Origin of the sequence: Demequina phytophila (genome assembly GCF_000971135.1) — a bacterium.
GTDB classification, from domain to species: Bacteria; Actinomycetota; Actinomycetes; order Actinomycetales; family Demequinaceae; genus Demequina; species Demequina phytophila.
Genome location: NZ_BBLW01000001.1, coordinates 66,047 through 84,166, shown reverse-complemented (window position 1 = coordinate 84,166; position 18,120 = coordinate 66,047). Strand labels below are relative to the sequence as shown.

Here is an 18,120-nt window from a genome sequence, read left to right as displayed (position 1 = left end):
TCAGCCGCGCCTGGGCTGCGGCTGGAAGCGCGCGCCGGCGTCCTGCGCCGGGTTCCCGGAGACGATGCGTCCCGCGGGGACGTCCTTCATCACCACGGCGGCGGGGGAGACCAGGCACGAGCGCCCGAGCGTGACGCCGCCGGTGACGATGCACCGTGACGTCACCCACACGCCCGGCTCGATCACCACGGGACGGGTGATGAGGGCCATGTCGCGCCGGTGCGCGTGGCTGCCGGTGGTGATGAAGCTCTCCTGCGAGATCACCACGTCGTGGCCGATCACCACGCGGTCCTGGTTGTGGAACCAGACCCCCTCGCCGATCCAGCAGTCCTCGCCGATCTCGAGGTTCCACGGGAACTTCACGCGCGTGCGCTGGCGGAAGATCACGCCGTCGCCGATCCGCGCGCCGAACGCCCGCAGCGCGGCCACGCGGATCCGCGAGGACGGCTGGAGCGCGTTGGTGACCAGCAGCCACTCGACCAGCATCCACGCGATCACCCACGCCGGCCCGCGGCCCCACGCGGCGCGCTCGCCGGGTGCCTCGCGCAGCGGGATCACCGGAACCTGCTCGTCCTGATCGCTCACGGCCGCCCCCTCAGTCGCCTGCGCGCGCCCGTCGGACGCGTCCACCCCTGCATCATGCCGCCCCGGGCCCGGGGCTCGAAACCCGCCGGCCCCGGCATCGTTACCGGACCTTAACCATCCTTGACCCAACGCCGGGTCAGTTTTCCGCGTCTTTACCCGTGGTTGGAATATTCGTCACCGCTTTCCGGTTGCGCGAACCAGGCAGACAAGGTCAGATGGACGTGGGGGTAAATCATGACAGTTCCACACATTTCGGTCGCCTCGTGGGGTCCGCGCATCACGCGGGAGGTGCGCGTCCTGCGCCCCTCGCGTTCCGCTCGCGCGAACGCCGTCGCGTCGCCCCGCGCCGTCGGGGCCACCGGGATCGCGTGGATCGACGTCGCCGTCCAGCTGGTGCTCGTGGCGGCCCTCGCGTTCGGCATCTACTGGGTGGTCGCCGTGGGCGTGTTCCACCAGGGCGTCGAGGCCTTCACCCAGTGGTACGTGGGTGACGTGGTGCCGTCCTTCGCGATCGGCGGCGCTCCGGTGGTCGCCGGCGACCAGTTCGAGGAGGGCTTCTTCGCCCCGCACCCCGAGGTGCCCACCGGTCTCACCTGGAACGCCCCCTCCGCCCTCGCCTTCGAGGCGCAGTTCGGCAGGTGAGGCGGCCGGGGGATCCGAGGCCCGCATCGGCGCTAGCGTGAGACCACGCGAGGAAGGACTGCCGATGTTCACCGGACTGACCCCCGAGATCTGCGCCCAGGCATGGGAGATCGTCACACCCGCCGTCGAGCGCGCCGCCGCGGCCGGAGTGATCCGTGACGCCGTGGGCGACCTGGTGGTGATGGACCCCGCCCGTCCCGGCGCCATCCTGTGGACCGGGTCGATCGGGGACACCGAGGACAAGACCTACGGGTATGCCGTCGCCAAGGCGAAGGTCGCCGAGCGCACCGGGCTCGACACCTCCCGCGTGCGGATGGACCAGCCGCACCTCTACACCGCGGGCGACATCGTCTATCCCGGCGGCGTGGTGCGCCACGGCATGGTCGCGGCGTTCTCCGGCGTCGAGGGCGAGGCCGACGAGATGATCGCGGAGTGGTTCATCGCCGCGGTGCGCGGCATCGCACGCCTCGCGTTCGTCTCCCCGCACGGACCCGACGCCACCGGCACCCGGTACCTGGGGGAGTGATGACAGCGCCCGAGACCCCCGACACCCCCGCGATCCGCGCGCTCGCGGACACCGGCATCGAGTACCAGGTGACCGTCCACGGCCCGGTCCGCTCGCTCGAGGAGGCCGCCGAGGCCCGCGGCCTCGACCCGCGCCAGATCCTCAAGACGCTGGTGGTGCGCCGCGCCGAGGGCGAGTACCTCTACGTCCTGGTGCCCGGCGACCGCGAGATCAGCTGGCCCAAGCTGCGCACCCTGCTGGGCGTCAACCGCCTGTCGATGCCCGACAAGGACGTCGCCCGCGACGTCACCGGCTACGAGCGCGGCACCATCACGCCGTTCGGCGCCCACCCCGACCCCGCGTCGGGACGTCCCTGGCCGGTGATCGCGGACGCGCTCATCGTGTCCCGCGAGGGGCCCGTGTCGATCGGCGCGGGCGCGCACGGCGTCGCCGCGACGCTCGACACGCAGCAGCTCGTCGAGATACTCGATGCCCGGATCGCGGACGTCACCGAGCCGCTGACGCCCCGCGGCTGACCCGCCGGGTACTCTGGCGCACGTGTATCAGAGGCCCGAGCTGCCGGAGCTGGTCTTCACCGACCCCGACGGCAACGCGATCCCGTACGGCCACCGCTGGGGCGTCGACGGGCCGCCCGAGCGCACCTACTCGCGCACGCGCCACCCCGAGCGGTTCGCGCCGCTCATCGAGGTCGCGGACGCGCTGATCGACCACCTCGAGCGCACCTACGACGTGGACGTGCGCTACACCGAGGGCCTTCCCGAGGACGCACCGGACACCGTGCGCAGCGCCGAGCAGGGCCAGGTCCGCATCGCCCGCGCGGCGACCCTGCTGCCGCGCCACGACGGCTGCGCGCCGCTCGTCATCGCCGAGACCACGTTCCCGTCCATCGTGGTCGCGATGGGCGCCGCCGGCGAGGCCCGTTCCCCTGCATGCGGCTGCGACGCGTGCGACGAGTCCCTCGAGGACAGCGCGGAGCTGCTCGAGCGCATCGTCCTGTCCGTGGTGGAGGGGCGCTTCCAGGAGCGCTACTCCTGGACGGAGGGCATCGAGATCACCATCGGCGGCGGCACCGCCGCGACCTACAGCCGCGAGCCGCGTCACGCCGCCGACAAGGAGCGCGTCGACGCGCTCAAGCAGAGCCAGCGCGAGCGACACGGCGAGCGCTGGCTGCCGTGGCCGCCGCGTCGGGACGATGCGGAGGGCGCCTGGGAGGCCGAGGCCGAGCCCCTGCGCCTGTGGACCAGGCAGGAGCGCGAGGCCGCGATCGAGGCGGCGCTCGAGCGCATCAGGCGGAGGCTGCGCAGCGCGTAGCCCGCGCCCGCGTCACGCCAGCTGGCGGGAGCGCTGGTGCTCGTCGAGCTCGGCGAGCCACGCGGTGGTGCGCTCCTCGAACTTGTCCGCGGCGTCCGCGTCGTACTCGATCGCGGAGGGGTCCATGAACAGGTGGCCCTTGCCGGCGTAACGGAAGATCCGGGCGTGGGGCGCGTGATAGAGCAGCGTGTCGATCTCGTCGGGCTCGACCCACTCGTCGGGGTCGGCCACGTGGATCTGCAGGGCGACCTCGTGCCGCCACACCCCGCCGAGCGCGGACGGCGGCATCGCCCCGCCCACCAGCAGGCATGCGCGGAAGCGGCGGCGGTCCTGCGCCAGCAGCTGCGCCTGCATGGCCCCCAACGAGTAGCCGATCACCACGTCCGCCCCGCGGTGGCGCCTCGCCGCGCTGTGCGCGGCCTCCTCCAGGGCATCGTGCCCGATGCCCTGCGCGAACCGCACGCCCTCGTCCACGTCGTCGAACGTGGTGCCCGCGTAGCAGTCGGGGCAGTGGACCGTGTGGCCGTCCGCGCGCAGGCGCTCGGCGAAGGCGAGGAGCCCTTCGGTGAGCCCCAGTGCGTGGTGGAAGAGGAGAATCTCGGCCATGCCTCAGTCTCTCGCCCGGAGGGCGTGAGCGCGACCCGAGCCGGTCCGGCCTGTCGCGCGCGGACGCCTCCAGGTGGTTGGCTGGGGGCACGGCCTCGGGCCGGATGCCAGGGAGGTTGCGCATGGACCAGGTGCTGCTCATCGGCGTGGTGGCCGTCGTCGCCATCGTCGCGGTCCATTCGATCGCGCCCCGCGTCGGTGTCGCGGCCCCGCTGCTGCTGGTCCTGCTCGGCGTGGGTGTGAGCTTCATCCCCGGCGTGCCGGAGATCGAGATCGAGTCCGAGTTCATCCTGCTGGGCGTCATCCCGCCGCTGCTGTACTCCGCCGCCGTCGCGCTGCCCGCCACGGAGTTCCGGCGCGACTTCCGGGCGATCAGCGGGCTGTCGATCGTGCTGGTGCTGCTAAGCGCGCTCCTCATGGGACTGTTCTTCTCCGCCGTGATCCCCGGGATCGGCTTCGCGATGGGCGTCGCGCTCGGCGCGGTGGTGAGCCCCACCGACGCGGTCGCCGTGCAGATCATCAGGAAGATGGGCGTCTCGCCCCGGATCGTGACGGTGCTCGAGGCCGAATCGATGTTCAACGACGCGACCGCGCTGGTCACCATGCGCACCGCCGTCGCGGCGGCCGGCGCGACCATGACCCTCGGCGAGGCCACGTGGGACTTCGCGTCAGCGGTGGTGATCGCCGTGATCGTGGGCCTGGTGATGGGCGAGGCGAGCGTGCGCCTGCGCCGCCTGGTGCCGGGCGCGGCGAACTCCACCGCCATCTCCTTCGTCGCCCCCTTCGCCGCCGCGGTGCCCGCCGAGCTGCTGGGAGCGTCCGGCCTGGTCGCGGCCGTGGTCGCCGGCCTGGTGACCGGGTATCGCGCGCCGCTGTACCTGCGTCCCGCGGACCGCATCTCCGAGCGCGCGAACTGGCGCACCGCGGAGCTGCTGCTCGAGGGCGTCGTCTTCCTGCTGCTGGGCCTCGAGGTGACCACCCTGGTGACGGACGTCCAGGAGACGCACGGCTCGGTGTGGTTCGCGCTGGGCCTGGGGCTCGCGGCGCTGGGCCTGGTGCTGCTGATCCGCATCGCGTACGTCGCCCCGGTGGTGATGACCGCCGCGCGGCGCGCACGCCGGGTGCGCGCGCGCCACGACCGCGTCGAGGGCATGGCGGAGCGTGCGGAGACGCACCCCGATCCCGCGCGCCGCGAGGCGGTCGCGCGCCGCGTCGAGCAGCACTCCGCCTACGCCGACTACCTCGAGAACCGGCCGCTCGGCTGGCGCGAGGGCGGCGTCCTGGTGTGGGCGGGCATGCGCGGCGCGATCACCGTCGCCGCCGCCCAGTCGCTTCCCGCCGACACGCCGCTGCGCTCCACGCTGGTGCTCATCGCGTTCGTGGTCGCGGTCGGGTCGCTCATGGCGCAGGGGTCGACGCTGCCGTGGATCACCCAGCGGCTGGGCATCGCGGGGGAGTCGGTGCACGACGAGCGCGAGCGCACCGAACTGCGCGCGCTCCTCGCCGGCGTCGCGGACACCTACCTCGCGGACGGCGAGCTGCGCTCACGTGCCGGCGACGAATATTCCCCGGACGTCCTCGACGCCGTGCGCCGCGCCGTGGTCCACGCCCGCGCCGAGGACGAGGAGACGGTCGGCCACGGCGCCCAGTTCCTCGAGCTGAGGCTCGCGATCATCGAGGCGCAGCGCGAGCGGATCCTCGAGGTGCGGGGCATGGGGACCTACGGCTCCGAGGCGCTCGGCGACGCGATGCGGATCCTCGACGCCGAGCAGATCTCCCTCCAGCTGCGCGCCGAGCACCCCGACGGCGACGACTGAACCCCTACAGCCCCACCTCCGCGACCACGTCCGTGGTGGGCTGCTCCGAACCGCCCATGGGCTCCTGCGTCACCGCGAACGCCGCGACGCCATCCATGTCCATGTCCATGAGGGTCATGAAGGTGCCGTCGGAATCGGGCGCGAACGTGGGGCCGGCGTGCTTGGAGCCGTCCTCCATCACCACCCACAGCTGGTACTCCATGCCGGCGGTGGGCTCGGGGCAGTCCTCGCCCATCGCGACCACGGAGCCCATCTTGTCGCTCATCACCAGGTGAGCGGAGCCCAGCCCCAGGTCCATCGCGTGCGCATCCGGCGCGCTGGTGACCATCATCACGTCCTTCTCGAGCGCGAGCTGGTCCTCGCCGGTCTGGCCGCGCTGTCCCAGCAGCGCGGATCCCGCCAGCCCGCCCACGGCGAGCACCGCGGCCACCGCCGCGGCGACGGCCAGGCGGGGCCAGGCGTGCCGTTCGCGGCGGGACGATGCGGGGGCGACGTCCGCGCGCGGCGCCACCGGGGCATCGTCCCCGGTGGGCGGCGGGAGCTGCGCGGTCCGGCCGATCTGGTCGAGGACCCGCGCGCGCAGCGCGGCCGGGGGAGCAACGGACTCTGCCGCGGCGAGCGTGGCGGCCGCCTCGCGCAGGCCCGCGAGCTCGGCGGTGCAGTCCTCGCAGGCGGCGAGGTGCGACTCGAAGTCGGTGCGCTCATCGGGCGTGACCGCGTCGACGGCGTAGGCGCCGATGAGGGAGTGCACGTTGTCGTTCATCGCGTCCCCTCCCAGGTGTCGCGGAGACGGATCATCGCGTCGCGGATCCGGGCCTTGGCGGTGCCCAGCGGGATCCCGAGGGACTCCGCGAGCTGCCGATTGGTGTAGCCCTTGTAGTAGGTGAGCTCGAGCGCCTCGCGCTGGAGCGGGGTGAGCGCGGCGAGACCCTTGCGGACACGCGCCGCGCGCCACTGGGCGTCGATCGCGTCGACCACCTGCTCGGGATGGTCGGCCTGCTCGGTGGTGGTCGTGGCCTGACGTGGGCCGTGCGTGAGGAGCCGGTCCGCGTGGGACTGCTCGGAGCGGACGCGGTCCACGGCGCGGCGGTGGGCGATGGTGAGCACGAACGACCGCGCCGATCCCTGCTCCGGGCGGAACCGTGCCGCGACCCGCCACACCTCGACGAGCGCCTCCTGGGCGACGTCCTCCGCCAGCTGGGGATCGCGGACGATGCGCAGGGCCAGGCCGTGCACCGGTCCGGCCAGGGCGTCGTAGACCTGTTCGAACGCGGCCTGGTCGCCCCGGCCCGTGCGGACCAGCAGCTCCCCGAGCGGGTCGGCGTCGCGCCGGGTCTCGGGGTGCCCGTCGGGGTCGCCCCCCGGCACCGCGCCCAGCCGGCGTTCCGCGCTCACCTGGCCCTCCGCATCGTCCGTCACGAGGGGATCAGCCCTCGTCCTCCATCATCTCGTCGTCCTCCGACATCATCGTGTCCGGCGACGGGGACTCGCTCATCATCTCGTCGTCGTGCATCGAGTCGTCCTCGTCCTCCATCATCTCGTCGTCGGACATCATCGACTCGGACTCCATGGGCGTGGGCTCCATGGACTCCTCCATCATCGTGTCGTCCGAGGACGTCGAGGCGGGCTCGGTGTCGCCGCAGGCCGCCAGCGCGGTGCCGGCGAGCAGGATGAGACCCGGAACGGCGAGCGTGCGCATTCGGTACATGATTCCTCCCTGTGCCGGGCGGTTGGGGTTGCCCGACGGCTGGTGTTCGGCGCGGTGCGGGCGCCGGATGGGTGGGCACCGCGCTCACCCGAAGGTGAACGCGTACGCCTCCACGCCCTCGGACAGCTCGAGGTGCATGACGTCGGAGACCGGCTCGCCCGCGTAGAGGTCGTAGAGGTCCGGCGTCCCCGACACCTCGACCACCTCGCGGTAGCCCGGATCGCCCTCGAGGGTCACGGTGACCGTCCCGGAGCCCGCGAGCACCAGGTGCACGTCAGCCGCGTAGAACGGGATCGTCAGCGCCGCGCCGGGACCCGCGCTCGCGGCCTCGTCACCCACGGTCCAGGTGCCCGACAGCGACACCTCCCCGTCCGCGGAGGGCTCGGGACCCGTCCCGAAGTCGTGGGCCTCGTCGCGCGGGTAGTCGCCGTTGGCCTTCGCGTAGCCACGCCCGTAGCCCAGGTACGTCTCGGGCGTCCGGCCCGACGTGTGGTTCCCGGGATCCGCCTCGACCACGGCCTGCGGCGGCGCGTCGAGCAGCTGCTGGATCAGCTGCTCGGTCTCCGCGTACGCGCCCTCGCCGTAGTGGACCTGCCGGACCTCGCCCTGCTGGTCGATGAGGTAGTGCGCGGGCCAGAAGCGCTGGTCCCACTCGCGCCACGTCTCGTAGTCGTTGTCGATCGCGATCGGGTACTCGATGCCGTACCGCTCCGCGGCGTCCGCGACGTTCGCCTCGACCTTCTCGAACGCGAACTCGGGCGTGTGGACGCCGATGATCGTGAGGCCGTCGTCGCGGTACCGCTCGTCCCACGCGGTCAGGTAGGGGAAGGTGCGCTGGCAGTTGATGCAGCTGTAGGTCCAGAAGTCGATCAGCACCACGTGGCCGCGCAGCTCCTCGAGCGACAGCGCCTTCCCGCCGTCGGTCTGCAGCCACGCCTGGATGCCGGGCAGGTCGCGGGCCGGGCCGCAGTCGTGGAGCTCGCCGGGGGCGTCGGCGCACTCGTCGAAGGTGAGGCGGTCGCCCGAGGCGACCGCGGCATCGTCCCCCTGCCGTCCCGCGAGCGTGTCGAGCTCGTCGCGAACCGACGAGTTGTCCTCGATGGAGCTCTGGATGCCGGCGAGGAAGCCGGGCACCGCGCGCTGCAGCGGCTCTGCGACGTTGGTCGCGATCACCAGGGCCGTCGCGAGCAGGACCCCGCCCGAGATCGCGCGGATCAGCTGCAGGCGCTCGCGGACGGCCTTGATGCGCCCGAAGATCGCCTGCCCCGCGAAGCCGAACACCAGCAGCGGGATCGCGATGCCCGCGCTGAACGCGAGCGTCAGCGCCACCAGCCCCCAGCTCACGCCGTTGGTCGCGGCGAGCACGGTGATGGACGCGAGGATCGGCCCGGCGCACGGCACGAACACCAGGCCCAGCGCGAGCCCCATGACGAAGCCGTTCCCGTCGCGGTCCATCCTCGCCGGCCTGACCCGCTCGAACGGCCGCTGGAGCAGCTCGCCCAGGCGCGGGATCATCAGCCCGAGGCCCACGACGGCGAGCACCACGATCCCGGTCCAGCGCAGCAGGTCGTCGGGCAGGCCCAGGCTCGCCAGCAGGATGCCGCCCAGCAGGGTGAACACCGCGAAGCTGGTCACCAGGCCGGCGACCACCACCAGCGGCCGCCGCCGGTTGGTCGCGCCGTCCTGGATCGACGAGCTGAGGATCGCGGGCAGCACCGGGAGCACGCACGGGCTGATGGCGGTGATGATGCCGGAGACCAGTCCGACGACGATGAGCGTGATCATGCCCGGCGTTCGGAGCGACGATGCGCGGGGATGGGGCGCGCTGCCGCGCCCGGGGCGGTATGTGCCGCCTAACCTGGGAACATGACCGTCGCATTCGTGCTCGGAGGTGGGGGCGTCCGGGGCGCCACCGAGGTGGGGATGCTGCGTGCGCTCCTCGAGGCCGGCATCACCCCGCAGCTGGTGGTGGGGACGTCGATCGGTGCGATCAACGGCGCCGCGGTCGCGCAGGACCCGCACCTGGACGTCGTCGACCGGCTCGAGCAGACGTGGGCGTCGCCCACCGCGGGCGCCATCTACGGCGAGTCGCTGTACCGCCAGCTGCGGCGGCTCGCGAAGCACAAGACCCACCTCAACAACCCGGAGGCGCTGCGCGGGCTGGTGGCCGGCGTGATCGGTGCGGACACCCGCTTCGAGGACCTCGCGGTGCCGCTCGCCGTGTGCGCCGCCTCCATCGAGCGGGCCTCGGAGCACTGGTTCGACACGGGTTCGGTGGTGGACGCGGTGATGGCCTCCGCATCCGTGCCGGCCGCGCTCCCGCCCACGGTGATCGACGGCGAGCACTTCGTGGACGGCGGGATCGTCAACTCGATCCCGGTGGGGGAGGCGGTCGCGCGTGGTGCGACCACCGTCTACGTGCTGCAGGTGGGGCGCATCGAGGAGCCGCTGGGCCCGCCCCGCAAGCCCGCGGACGTGGCCCGGATCGCGTTCGAGATCTCCCGCCGCCACCGCTTCCAGCGCGAACGCGCCGCAGTGCCGGCGCACGTCCAGTTGCACGTGCTGCCGTACGGCGGGCAGCAGCCCGGCGACGAACGCCTGGGCGCCTACCGGCGTCTGGACCGCACCCATGCGCGCATCGAGGCCGCGCGGGCCGCGACCGCCGACTACCTCGCCGGCCACCGGACAGGCGCGTGAACGGCGGTCCGGCGACCGGCGCATCGTCCTCCGGCACGTCCTCGTCCGGTCCTCCCCCGGGCGGCGGTGCGCCGCGCCGGCGCACCCACTGGTGGCGGCTGCCGCCGCGCTGGGTGCGACGCGTGGTGCTTGCGCCCGCGATCGTGCTGGTGGCGTTCGTGTGGCTGCCGATCGCGGTGTGGTTCCTGGTGTTCGTCGCGGCGGTGGTCAGCTTCGCGCTGCCGGGCAAGCTGCGGCTCACGCGCGTGGTGTGGCTCGCCGGCTTCTACCTGCTGTGGGACGCGGCGTGCGTGCTCGCGCTGGGCGGCCTGTGGGTGTGGCACGGGTTCGGGACGCGGGTCATGGGGGAGCGGTCGCGGCGGAACCATCTCGCGCTTGCGCGGACGATGCTGAGCCTCCTGTTCTCCCAGGTCAAGTGGACGTTGAGGCTCGAGATCGACCTCGAGGACGCCGACCTGGACGCGATCGCGCCGGGACGGCCGCTCATCGTGGTGTGCCGGCACGCGGGTCCCGGGGACTCGTTCATCATCGTCGACGCGCTGCTCAACGAGTTCGGGCGGGCGCCCGCGATCGTGCTCAAGGACACGCTCCAGTGGGACCCGGCGATCGACATCCTGCTGCATCGCATCCCGGCGCAGTTCCTCACCCCGCGCCGGCACCGTGCGGTCGGGGCGCCAGGCGGGACCGAGGCGATCGCGGCGCTCGCGGGCGAGCTGGGCGACGACGGCGCGCTGCTGATCTTCCCCGAGGGCGCGAACGCGACACCTAAGCGGCGCGAACGCCGCATCCAGGCGCTGCGGGACCAGGGGCACCCGGACCTCGCCGCGCGTGCCGAGGCGATGCCTCACGTGATGCCGCCGCATCCCGGCGGCGTGCTCGCCGCGATGGAGGCGCGGCCGGACGCGGCCGTGGTCATCGTGGGGCACACGGGCCTGGAGAGGCTCTCGACCGTCGCTGACGTGTGGCGGGAGCTCCCCGTCGACAAGCGCATCGTCCTCAAGGGCTGGACCGCGACGGATGCCGCCGTGCCGGACGATCGTGACGCGCGCGAGGAGTGGCTGTACTCGTGGTGGGAGACGGTCGACGCGTGGATCGACTCGCACCAGCCGACCGTGTCGGATGCGGCGGTCGCGCGCGAGGCGTCCGGGACGCGTCGACGCGCCGGGTAGCCTGGCACGATGTCGTCACCTGCACGCGGGCGCCTCCTGGGCCTCACACTCGTCGGGCTGCAGGGGCTCCTGTTCCTCGCCGTCGGGCTGACCGCGCTGCTGCCGGGGCCGGGCGTCGACGGCTCGCTGTGGCTCGGGAGCACGCTGGTGCTGCTGGGCCTGCTGGGGATGTTCTGGTCCGGCAAGGACCTGGGCCGCGCGCTCACTCCGATGCCGACGCCCAACGGGGCGGGCCTCGCCGCGGGCGGGATCTACGGATACGTCCGCCACCCCATGTACGCGGCGATCGTCGTGGTCGCGCTCGGCCTCGCCGTGGGGTCCGGGAAGCTGTGGACGCTGGTGCTGTGCGTGGTGCTCGCGGCATTCTTCGATGCGAAGACCCGGGTCGAGGAGCGGTTCCTGGTGTCCACGTACCCCGGGTATGCCGAGTACGCGGCGCGCACCGGGAAGTTCCTTCCCGGGCTCGGCAAGCGGCGGGCCTCCTAGGGCGATTCTGGTCGGGGGCTCGGCGCCCGCCGATGCGGGCGCTTTTCCACCGCCGTCGCGCCAGCCCTTCTGCCAGGGTGTTTCGTCCGTTATCTTCGGTTCATGGGGGGCATCCACGGGGGGCGGGTGGCGCGCGGAGCGCTCGCGGCGGCTGTGACCGCCGGCCTGTGTGCCGCGCTCGCGGGCTGCACGGCCGATGCCGAGCCCATCGTGACCGAGTCGCCGACGGTGGTGGCCGTTGAGTCGCCCTCGCCTTCCGCGTCGCCGTCGCCGTCTCCGTCCGCGACCGCGCTCACGAATGATGAGCTGCTCGCGATGATGCCCGAGGGCGCGGAGCGGTCGGACGTGTACGGCGCGATGATGACGGCGACGTTCTTCCTCGAGCAGTACGCGCCCATGTTTCAGACCGGGGACACGCGGGTGTGGGAGGCGTTGTCGGCCGAGGGGTGTGAGTACTGCGCGAAGGGGATCGAGAACGCCGAGCGCGTGCGGGACGAAGGTTGGCTCTACGAAGGCGGCGAGATCGTCGTCGAGGATCGGCAGACGCAAGGGTCGATGACTGGTGACGACACCGCGACGGTCCTACTGGAAACGCGCTTGAGCAAGGCCGAAGTTACTCAATCGGACGGCACCACTACTCGCGTGGGCCGCCCCGGTGGCGTCACATATGGCGTTCGCCTAGTGCTCGTCGCCGACCAATGGTTGATCGGTGGCGTAGCGAGCGAAGACTCATGACGGCCGCTATATTCGCCGCCGTGTTCGCGGCGTTGCTGACCGTCGAAATGCCGGAGGAACTGGGAGATCTGGATGCTCGCGCGGGCGAGCGCGAATTCGAGGTCAACGCTGCGCTCGAAGAAGTCGATGAGGGCAACGGCGGAGTGACCTCGACATCCAGCGGCCGCACCATCGAGTGGCTGCGCACACCCGCGTGCGCCGGGAGAACCCCACAGACCGCCGACAACGAGAACTGCTCGCCCCTCGCGGCCGGAGAGCTGCCCGAGTGCGAGGCCGGCATGACGCCGCTCCTGCCGACGTGGTGGCGCGAGCTCATCGACGGCGTCTGGACCGGATGGCAGGTGGCGACCTGGTACACCTGCCCGAACGAACAGGACCTGTTCGCGCTGATCGAGCGCGAGTGGACCGAGCTGCGACCCGAGCCCAGCGAGATGAGCCTGCAGCCCGGCACCGGCGTCGTCTACGCGACGGTACCCACGATCGCCATCGCCGATGACTCGCAGCGCTTCCACAACGCGATCCTCCTGGGAGCCGAAGTCGAGATCCGCGCCACGCCGGCGAACTACACGTGGACCTGGGGCGATGGCGAGGAGACCACCACGGATGACCCTGGAGCTCCGTATCCGAACGCCACCGTCACGCACGCGTATGGGCGCTCTCTCGATGCGGCGACGGTCACGCTGACCACCACGTGGTCGGGGGAGTGGCGCGCGGGCGGCGGGACCTGGAGCCCGTTCGACACGACCATCGCGACCACCTCGCCGGGCGTGGCGCTCGAGGTGCTGCACCCGCGCGCGGTGCTGGTGGACGGTCCGCTCGGCTGAACTCGCCGAGCGCCGCCCAGCATCCGGGTGCGACCAGTGCCACGCTGGGGGCATGCTCGAGATCCCCCACGTCTACCACCTCGCCCTCGCCGAGCAATGGGACCCGACGGCAACGGAGCCGTACACGGAGTCGACCATCGGCCGCACGCTCGAGGACGAGGGTTTCATCCATCTCAGCCTCGCCCGACAGGTCCAGGGCGTCGCGGACGCCTTCTACGCGGGACGCAACGTCGTGATCCTGCGCATCGACCCGGCCAAGGTGGGTGCCCGCGTCGAATTCGAGGAGGTGCCGGAGGCGGGGGACGCGTTCCCGCACCTCTACGGTCCGATCCCGCGAGACGCGATCGTCAGCGCCACACCGGTGCCGTTCGGTTCCGACGGCCGGCACGACTTCTCGGGGCTCCTGCCGGACCCGATCTGACCCGCGTCGCGCGGGGCGCGCACGTGTCTCCACGCTCGGCGTTTTCATGCACGTTGCGCAGGGGCGTGGGGCCGTGAGCGGTCGATCCTCGATCGTGACGGACTTGTACTAGGCACTTCGCGCGTACATCGCACGCGATGCGAGGGCCCACGTGAGCGCGCGGAGCTTTCGCCGTGCCCAATGTGCATGAAAACGCCCAGGGTGCGATGCGAGCACCGCGTGGTGCGAGGCGAACCCTCGCCAGGACCCGGTGTGCCACGGGCTCGGAGCACGGCGCCGACCCGAGTCACGCCAGACCCGTTCGCGCCGAAACCCGGCACTCCGTCGCAGGCCAGAGGTGGGATGTCAGGCATCGGCGCCCGCCAACCGACGCGAGCTCCGCCCTACTCGACGGTGAGCCGCAGGATCCGGTCGTCGCCCTCGCGCGGCTCGCCGCGCCCGTCGGTGTTGTTCGTCGCGACGTAGAGGTTGCCGTCGATGCCGACCGCGACGTCGCGGATGCGCCCGACCCCGTCGAGGATCACCTCGGGCTCGCCGGTGCCGTCAGCGGTGAGCGGGATGCGCCACAGGCGCTCGCCCTTGAGCGACGCCATGTAGAGCGCCTCGTGGGTCGCGGCGAGGCCCGACGGCGAGGCGTCGTCGGGGGACCACGTCTCGACCGGCCCGGTCACGCCATCGAGGGGGAGCCCGTCCTCACCCTCGGAGTCCGGCCAGCCGTAGTCGCAGCCGCCCACGACCAGGTTGAGCTCGTCCCACGCGTCCTGGCCGAGCTCGCTCGCATAGAGGCGCCCGTCCGCCACGAACGCGAGGCCCTCGACGTTGCGGTGGCCGATCGACCACACACGGTTGGCCCACGGATTCTCCGGAGCGGCGCGCCCGTCCTTCGGACCGCCCTTGGCGACCACGCGCAGGATCTTGCCGGCGAGCGAACCGGTGTCGCGCGCCGTCTGCGGCTGCGACGCGTCGCCGGTCGCGATGTACAGGTAGCCGTCGGGGCCGAACTCGATGCGGCCGCCGTCGTGGTTCTTCGCGGCCGGGATGCCCTCCACGATCGCGGTGGGCTGGCCCAGCAGGTCGCCCGTGAGCTGCATGCGGACCACCGCGTTGTCCTTCGCGCGCGTGACGTACGCGTACACGTAGGTGGTGTCGCCGGACAGCACCGCGAGGCCGAGCAGCCCGCCCTCGCCCTTCTTGGCCACGATGCCGCGGAGCGCCTCCGCGCCGGGTCCGTTCAGGGTGGTCGCTACGCCCGCGCGCACGCGCTTGATCGAGGCGGTGTCGCGCTCGGTCACCAGGAGCGAGCCGTCCGCCATCGGCTCGACCGCCCACGGCGCGTCGAGGCCGGTCGCGACCACGTCCTGCGCGGTCACGGTCGCGGTGGCCGCGCCGCCGATCTCGGTCGGTGCCGCGGGCGCCTCGGACGCGGTCGGCGTGGTGCCGGAGATGATCCGGGACGCGCTGGGAGTCGGCTCGCCGTCCGAGCTGGACGAGCACGCGGACAGCGTGAGCGGGATCAGGCAGGCGAGCGCGGCGATGCGAGGGCGGAGCGACATAACCGCACCAGGGTAGGCACGCCTCACCAGGTTGTAAAAATTGACACTCTCATAACAATGTGCCTACCCCGGGGGGTACCGCCCGCCCAGGGGAACGATGCTCGGGTCACCCGAGCACGAGCCGCCGCAGGGTCGCGAGGGGCACCGCCCCGTAGCCGAGCACCGCGTCGTGGAACGCGCGGATGTCGAAGCCGGGCCGGCGCTCCGCCTCCGCACGGATCGCGAGGATCTCGAGCCGTCCGACCATGTACGCGAGCGCCTGGCCCGGCAGCCCGATGTAGCGGTCGACCTCCTGCTCGACGTGGTGGCGGTCCAGCGGCGAGTGCGCGAGGCAGTAATCGATCGCCTGATCGCGGCTCCAGCCGACCGCGTGGATGCCGGTGTCGACCACCAGGCGGCACGCGCGCAGGGAGTCCGCGCTCAGCATGCCCACGCGGGACAGGTCCGAGGTGTACAGGCCCATCTCGTCGGCGAGGCGCTCGGTGTAGAGGCCCCAGCCCTCGCCGTACGCGGTGGACCCGAACTCGCGCTGGACCCGGTGAAGCGACTCGTCCTCCGCGTGAAGCGCGCACTGCAGGTGATGGCCGGGAACGGCCTCGTGATACGCGATCGCCTCGAGCTCGTAGGTCGCCCATGCGTGCGGGTCGGAGGTCTTGAAGAAGAAGTCGCCCTCCTTGCCCGTCTCCGGCACGGGCGCCGAGTAGTACGCCATCGCTCCGAAGTCCGTCGCGTGACCCACGCACCGCGACCGGGGGAGCCGCGCGAACCACGCCGGCGCGGCCTCCTCGGCACGGGCCAGCGCCGCCTCCGCGTCACGGATGACGTCCTCGGCCCGCGTGTACCGGAGCGACTCGTCGTCGCGCAGGCGCGCGTAGATCTCGGTGATGTCCGTGGTCCCGAGCAGCGGGCCCGCGATCTGCCGGTACTCGTCCTCGAGCCGCGCCACGGTGTCGAGCCCCAGCCGGTGGACCTCCTCAGGGGTCACGTCGAGCTGCAGGTGCGACCACATGCGGTCGCGGTACACCGCGGCGCCGCCCGCGAGGTGCACCAGCCCCGGTGTGGAGTCCGGCAGCCCGCGATCGGCGAGCGACCGCAGCCTGTCCGCGAAGCGGGCCACGCCCGGGTGGACCACCTCGGCGACCACGCGGTCACGCTCCGCGACCCACGCGGCCGCCGCCGCATCGTCCACCTCGCTCGGCGGTGCCTGCGCGAGCAGGCGGTCGTCGCCCGCGTGCGCGTCGCGCAGGTATCCCTCCGCCGAGCGTGCCGTGTCGAGGAGGTGCCGCTCGAGCGCGACCCGGCCCTCCGCCGCGGCGTCCTCGGCGACGTCCATGAGGTCGTCGAGGAAGCGGGGGAGGTGGCGCAGCTTGGTGAGGTAGTCCTCGCCGTGTTCCGCGGAGCGCAGGGGGAACGCGTCGATGAAGGACAGCACGTTCTCCCACGCGCCCATGGTCGGGTTGAGGTGGAGCAGCTCGGGCTCCCACCCGAGGTGCAGCGCGGAGGAGCGGGCGTGCGACGCCACCGAGTCGCGCAGCGCGAGCGCCTGCAGGTCGGCGCCCACGTCGATCGCCTCGGCGGCACGCGCGAACGCCATGAGCCGCTCGTGCGCGGCGGCGCGTCCCTCGACGGACACGTCGTTCCACTCCGCGAGATGCTCGAGCCGCCCGTCCCACATGAGGTCGAGCGGGCTGAGGGACATCGCGTAGGCGTAGTACTCGTCGGCGAGCGCGGTCAGGTCGGTCATGCGAGCACGCTACCCGCGCATCGTCCCTGGTGCGTCGTCACTCGTCGATGCCGTCGGCCTCCATGAGGCAGATCCAGTTCTCGGCCGGGTCGCGGAACCACGCGGTGGCGGGCATGCGGCCCTCGGGGTCGCGCGCGATGCCGTCCTCGTCGGTCCATTCGAGCTTCTCGAACGTGATGCCCTTGCCCTTGAGCTGCTCGACCGCGGACTCGAAGTCGTCGACCGCGAAGTTGAGGACCGTGTGCGAGGCGGGCGTGTGGTCCGCCTTCTCGTACACGAGCGTGGTGCCGCCGCCGGGGTGCATGAGGCGGAGCATGGGCCCCATGCCCTCGTCGTTGTAGTACCTCACGTCGAGGCCCAGCGTGCTGCCGTAGAAGTCGCGCGCCTTCTCGACCGAGTCCGTCGAGAAGCTACCGAAGGCGGTCCCTTGGTTGAGCATGTGCGTCTCCTCGCGGGGTCAGGCCGGCATCTCGCCGACGGCGATCCAGTTGCCGGCCGGGTCCTGGAACCACGCAGTCGGCGGCATGTTCTCGTCGCGCGCGATCCCGTCCTCGTCCGTGTACGGGAGGTCGGCGAACGTGACGCCCTTGGCCTTGAGGTCCGCGACCTCCGCGGCGACGTCCTTGCCCGACAGCACGAGCACCGTGTGGGCGGCGGGGACGTGGTCCTCCTTGAGATAGATGAGCGCACGGGTCCCGTCGGCGAACTGAAGCACCACGGTGTCCTCCTGCTCCATGAAGAGCGGGATGCCGAGCGTGTCGACGTAGAACTCCTTGGTCTTCGCGATCGAGTCCGTCGAGAAGCACGCGGTCGCGACGTTGTCCTTGAGCATGGTGGCCTCCGGCGCGCCTGCGGGGACGCGCGGCGTCGGGCGCGCAGCGCAACGCCGCACTTCATTCAGTGTGCGCCCGGGCGTGCGTGTTCGCTGGGCGGCGGGGCGGGCGGCGTCAGCTGCCCGGGAGCGGCTCCGCCTCGTGGACCTCGATCACGCAGCCGTCGGCCATGCCGAGGTGCGGATGCGACTGCGCGAGCGCGACCGCCGCGTCCCGGTTGTCCGCCTCGAGGATCGAGTAGCCGGCGACCTGCAGGTCCGACATGGCGACGCCGTCGGGGGTGACGCGGACGCCGCCGGACAGCGGCGTGCCGAGGTCGATCAGGCCGTCTCCCACGCTCCGCGCCCAGCCGTACCAGGCGTCCATCATCTCCTGGACCTGCTCGGGCGCGGGTGGCTCGGCATCCGCCGGCATCGGGGGTGCGTGATAGATGAACACGTACTTGGGCATGGTCCGCTCCCTC

General features: G+C 72.2%; 22 protein-coding genes. 11 read left to right on the top strand and 11 right to left on the bottom strand.

Translation table 11 applies throughout. The annotated features are described in order from the left end of the window. Positions 1-585 (bottom strand): LbetaH domain-containing protein, encoded by a 585-nt coding sequence (locus tag AOM01_RS00415; protein ID WP_062288526.1) that lies wholly within the window; start codon positions 583-585, stop codon positions 1-3. 234 nt (positions 586-819) lie between these two features. Here AOM01_RS00415 and AOM01_RS00410 point away from each other — a divergent pair, with 234 nt between their 5' ends. From AOM01_RS00410 to AOM01_RS00395, 4 genes are all read left to right on the top strand, one after another. Next, the gene (locus AOM01_RS00410; RefSeq protein WP_156155761.1) at positions 820-1,227 is read left to right on the top strand and encodes a hypothetical protein; all 408 of its coding nucleotides are present in this window, start codon (positions 820-822) and stop codon (positions 1,225-1,227) included. A 64-nt stretch (positions 1,228-1,291) separates the two neighbouring features. Continuing rightward, positions 1,292-1,753 carry a hypothetical protein gene (locus AOM01_RS00405; protein ID WP_062287376.1) on the top strand — a complete coding sequence of 154 codons (462 nt, stop codon included), beginning with the start codon at positions 1,292-1,294 and terminating at the stop codon, positions 1,751-1,753. Next, complete coding sequence (locus tag AOM01_RS00400) at positions 1,753-2,268, top strand: aminoacyl-tRNA deacylase (RefSeq protein WP_062287373.1); 516 nt, start codon at positions 1,753-1,755, stop codon at positions 2,266-2,268. Before AOM01_RS00405 ends, AOM01_RS00400 begins: the two co-directional genes overlap by 1 nt. A 22-nt stretch (positions 2,269-2,290) precedes the next feature. Continuing rightward, the gene (locus AOM01_RS00395) at positions 2,291-3,064 is read left to right on the top strand and encodes a DUF6226 family protein (protein ID WP_062287370.1); all 774 of its coding nucleotides are present in this window, start codon (positions 2,291-2,293) and stop codon (positions 3,062-3,064) included. 12 nt (positions 3,065-3,076) lie between these two features. Here the strand turns inward: AOM01_RS00395 and AOM01_RS00390 are convergent, their stop codons facing one another. Then, positions 3,077-3,670, bottom strand: coding sequence for a dienelactone hydrolase family protein (locus AOM01_RS00390; RefSeq protein WP_062287367.1), 594 nt, complete (start codon positions 3,668-3,670; stop codon positions 3,077-3,079). A gap of 122 nt (positions 3,671-3,792) precedes the next feature. Here AOM01_RS00390 and AOM01_RS00385 point away from each other — a divergent pair, with 122 nt between their 5' ends. Continuing rightward, positions 3,793-5,487 carry a cation:proton antiporter gene (locus AOM01_RS00385; protein ID WP_062287364.1) on the top strand — a complete coding sequence of 565 codons (1,695 nt, stop codon included), beginning with the start codon at positions 3,793-3,795 and terminating at the stop codon, positions 5,485-5,487. Between the two features lie 4 nt (positions 5,488-5,491). On the opposite strand, the gene AOM01_RS00380 is transcribed toward AOM01_RS00385, so the two are convergent. The 4 genes from AOM01_RS00380 to AOM01_RS00365 form a co-directional block, all read right to left on the bottom strand. Then, positions 5,492-6,250, bottom strand: a complete 759-nt coding sequence (locus AOM01_RS00380; RefSeq protein ID WP_062287361.1) for an anti-sigma factor — start codon at positions 6,248-6,250, stop codon at positions 5,492-5,494. Beyond that, positions 6,247-6,906, bottom strand: coding sequence for a sigma-70 family RNA polymerase sigma factor (locus AOM01_RS00375; protein WP_228374166.1), 660 nt, complete (start codon positions 6,904-6,906; stop codon positions 6,247-6,249). The genes AOM01_RS00380 and AOM01_RS00375 overlap by 4 nt, the downstream gene beginning before the upstream one ends. 7 nt (positions 6,907-6,913) lie before the next feature. Then, on the bottom strand, positions 6,914-7,195 hold the full coding sequence (locus tag AOM01_RS00370; RefSeq protein ID WP_156155760.1) for a hypothetical protein: 282 nt from the start codon (positions 7,193-7,195) through the stop codon (positions 6,914-6,916). Positions 7,196-7,279: 84 nt separating this feature from the next. Beyond that, a complete protein-coding gene (locus AOM01_RS00365) occupies positions 7,280-8,980 on the bottom strand; it encodes a cytochrome c biogenesis protein DipZ (protein ID WP_062287356.1) in 1,701 nt (566 codons plus the stop codon). An 81-nt stretch (positions 8,981-9,061) separates the two neighbouring features. Here AOM01_RS00365 and AOM01_RS00360 point away from each other — a divergent pair, with 81 nt between their 5' ends. The 6 genes from AOM01_RS00360 to AOM01_RS00335 all read left to right on the top strand — a co-directional run bounded on the left by AOM01_RS00360 (position 9,062) and on the right by AOM01_RS00335 (position 13,527). Continuing rightward, positions 9,062-9,892 (top strand): patatin-like phospholipase family protein, encoded by an 831-nt coding sequence (locus AOM01_RS00360; RefSeq protein WP_062287354.1) that lies wholly within the window; start codon positions 9,062-9,064, stop codon positions 9,890-9,892. Further along, entirely contained in the window at positions 9,889-11,061 is a 1,173-nt protein-coding gene (locus AOM01_RS00355) for a 1-acyl-sn-glycerol-3-phosphate acyltransferase (RefSeq protein WP_228374165.1), read from the top strand. The genes AOM01_RS00360 and AOM01_RS00355 overlap by 4 nt, the downstream gene beginning before the upstream one ends. Before the next feature lie 9 nt (positions 11,062-11,070). Beyond that, the gene (locus tag AOM01_RS00350; protein WP_062287353.1) at positions 11,071-11,547 is read left to right on the top strand and encodes a methyltransferase family protein; all 477 of its coding nucleotides are present in this window, start codon (positions 11,071-11,073) and stop codon (positions 11,545-11,547) included. Between the two features lie 102 nt (positions 11,548-11,649). Then, positions 11,650-12,282 carry a DUF6318 family protein gene (locus AOM01_RS00345; protein ID WP_062287352.1) on the top strand — a complete coding sequence of 211 codons (633 nt, stop codon included), beginning with the start codon at positions 11,650-11,652 and terminating at the stop codon, positions 12,280-12,282. Beyond that, on the top strand, positions 12,279-13,106 hold the full coding sequence (locus tag AOM01_RS00340) for a hypothetical protein (protein ID WP_156155759.1): 828 nt from the start codon (positions 12,279-12,281) through the stop codon (positions 13,104-13,106). The genes AOM01_RS00345 and AOM01_RS00340 overlap by 4 nt, the downstream gene beginning before the upstream one ends. A 52-nt stretch (positions 13,107-13,158) precedes the next feature. Then, positions 13,159-13,527 (top strand): DUF952 domain-containing protein, encoded by a 369-nt coding sequence (locus AOM01_RS00335; RefSeq protein WP_062287350.1) that lies wholly within the window; start codon positions 13,159-13,161, stop codon positions 13,525-13,527. Positions 13,528-13,910: 383 nt separating this feature from the next. Here AOM01_RS00335 and AOM01_RS00330 read toward each other — a convergent pair whose 3' ends face one another. From AOM01_RS00330 to AOM01_RS00310, 5 genes are all read right to left on the bottom strand, one after another. Next, on the bottom strand, positions 13,911-15,080 hold the full coding sequence (locus AOM01_RS00330; RefSeq protein ID WP_062287349.1) for a PQQ-dependent sugar dehydrogenase: 1,170 nt from the start codon (positions 15,078-15,080) through the stop codon (positions 13,911-13,913). A gap of 106 nt (positions 15,081-15,186) precedes the next feature. Beyond that, a complete protein-coding gene (locus tag AOM01_RS00325; protein ID WP_062287348.1) occupies positions 15,187-16,824 on the bottom strand; it encodes a DUF885 domain-containing protein in 1,638 nt (545 codons plus the stop codon). Between the two features lie 37 nt (positions 16,825-16,861). Continuing rightward, entirely contained in the window at positions 16,862-17,263 is a 402-nt protein-coding gene (locus AOM01_RS00320; protein ID WP_062287346.1) for a VOC family protein, read from the bottom strand. Between the two features lie 18 nt (positions 17,264-17,281). Further along, on the bottom strand, positions 17,282-17,656 hold the full coding sequence (locus tag AOM01_RS00315; protein WP_062287342.1) for a VOC family protein: 375 nt from the start codon (positions 17,654-17,656) through the stop codon (positions 17,282-17,284). Between the two features lie 115 nt (positions 17,657-17,771). Beyond that, positions 17,772-18,107 carry a YciI family protein gene (locus tag AOM01_RS00310; protein ID WP_062287337.1) on the bottom strand — a complete coding sequence of 112 codons (336 nt, stop codon included), beginning with the start codon at positions 18,105-18,107 and terminating at the stop codon, positions 17,772-17,774. Positions 18,108-18,120: the final 13 nt, after the last annotated feature.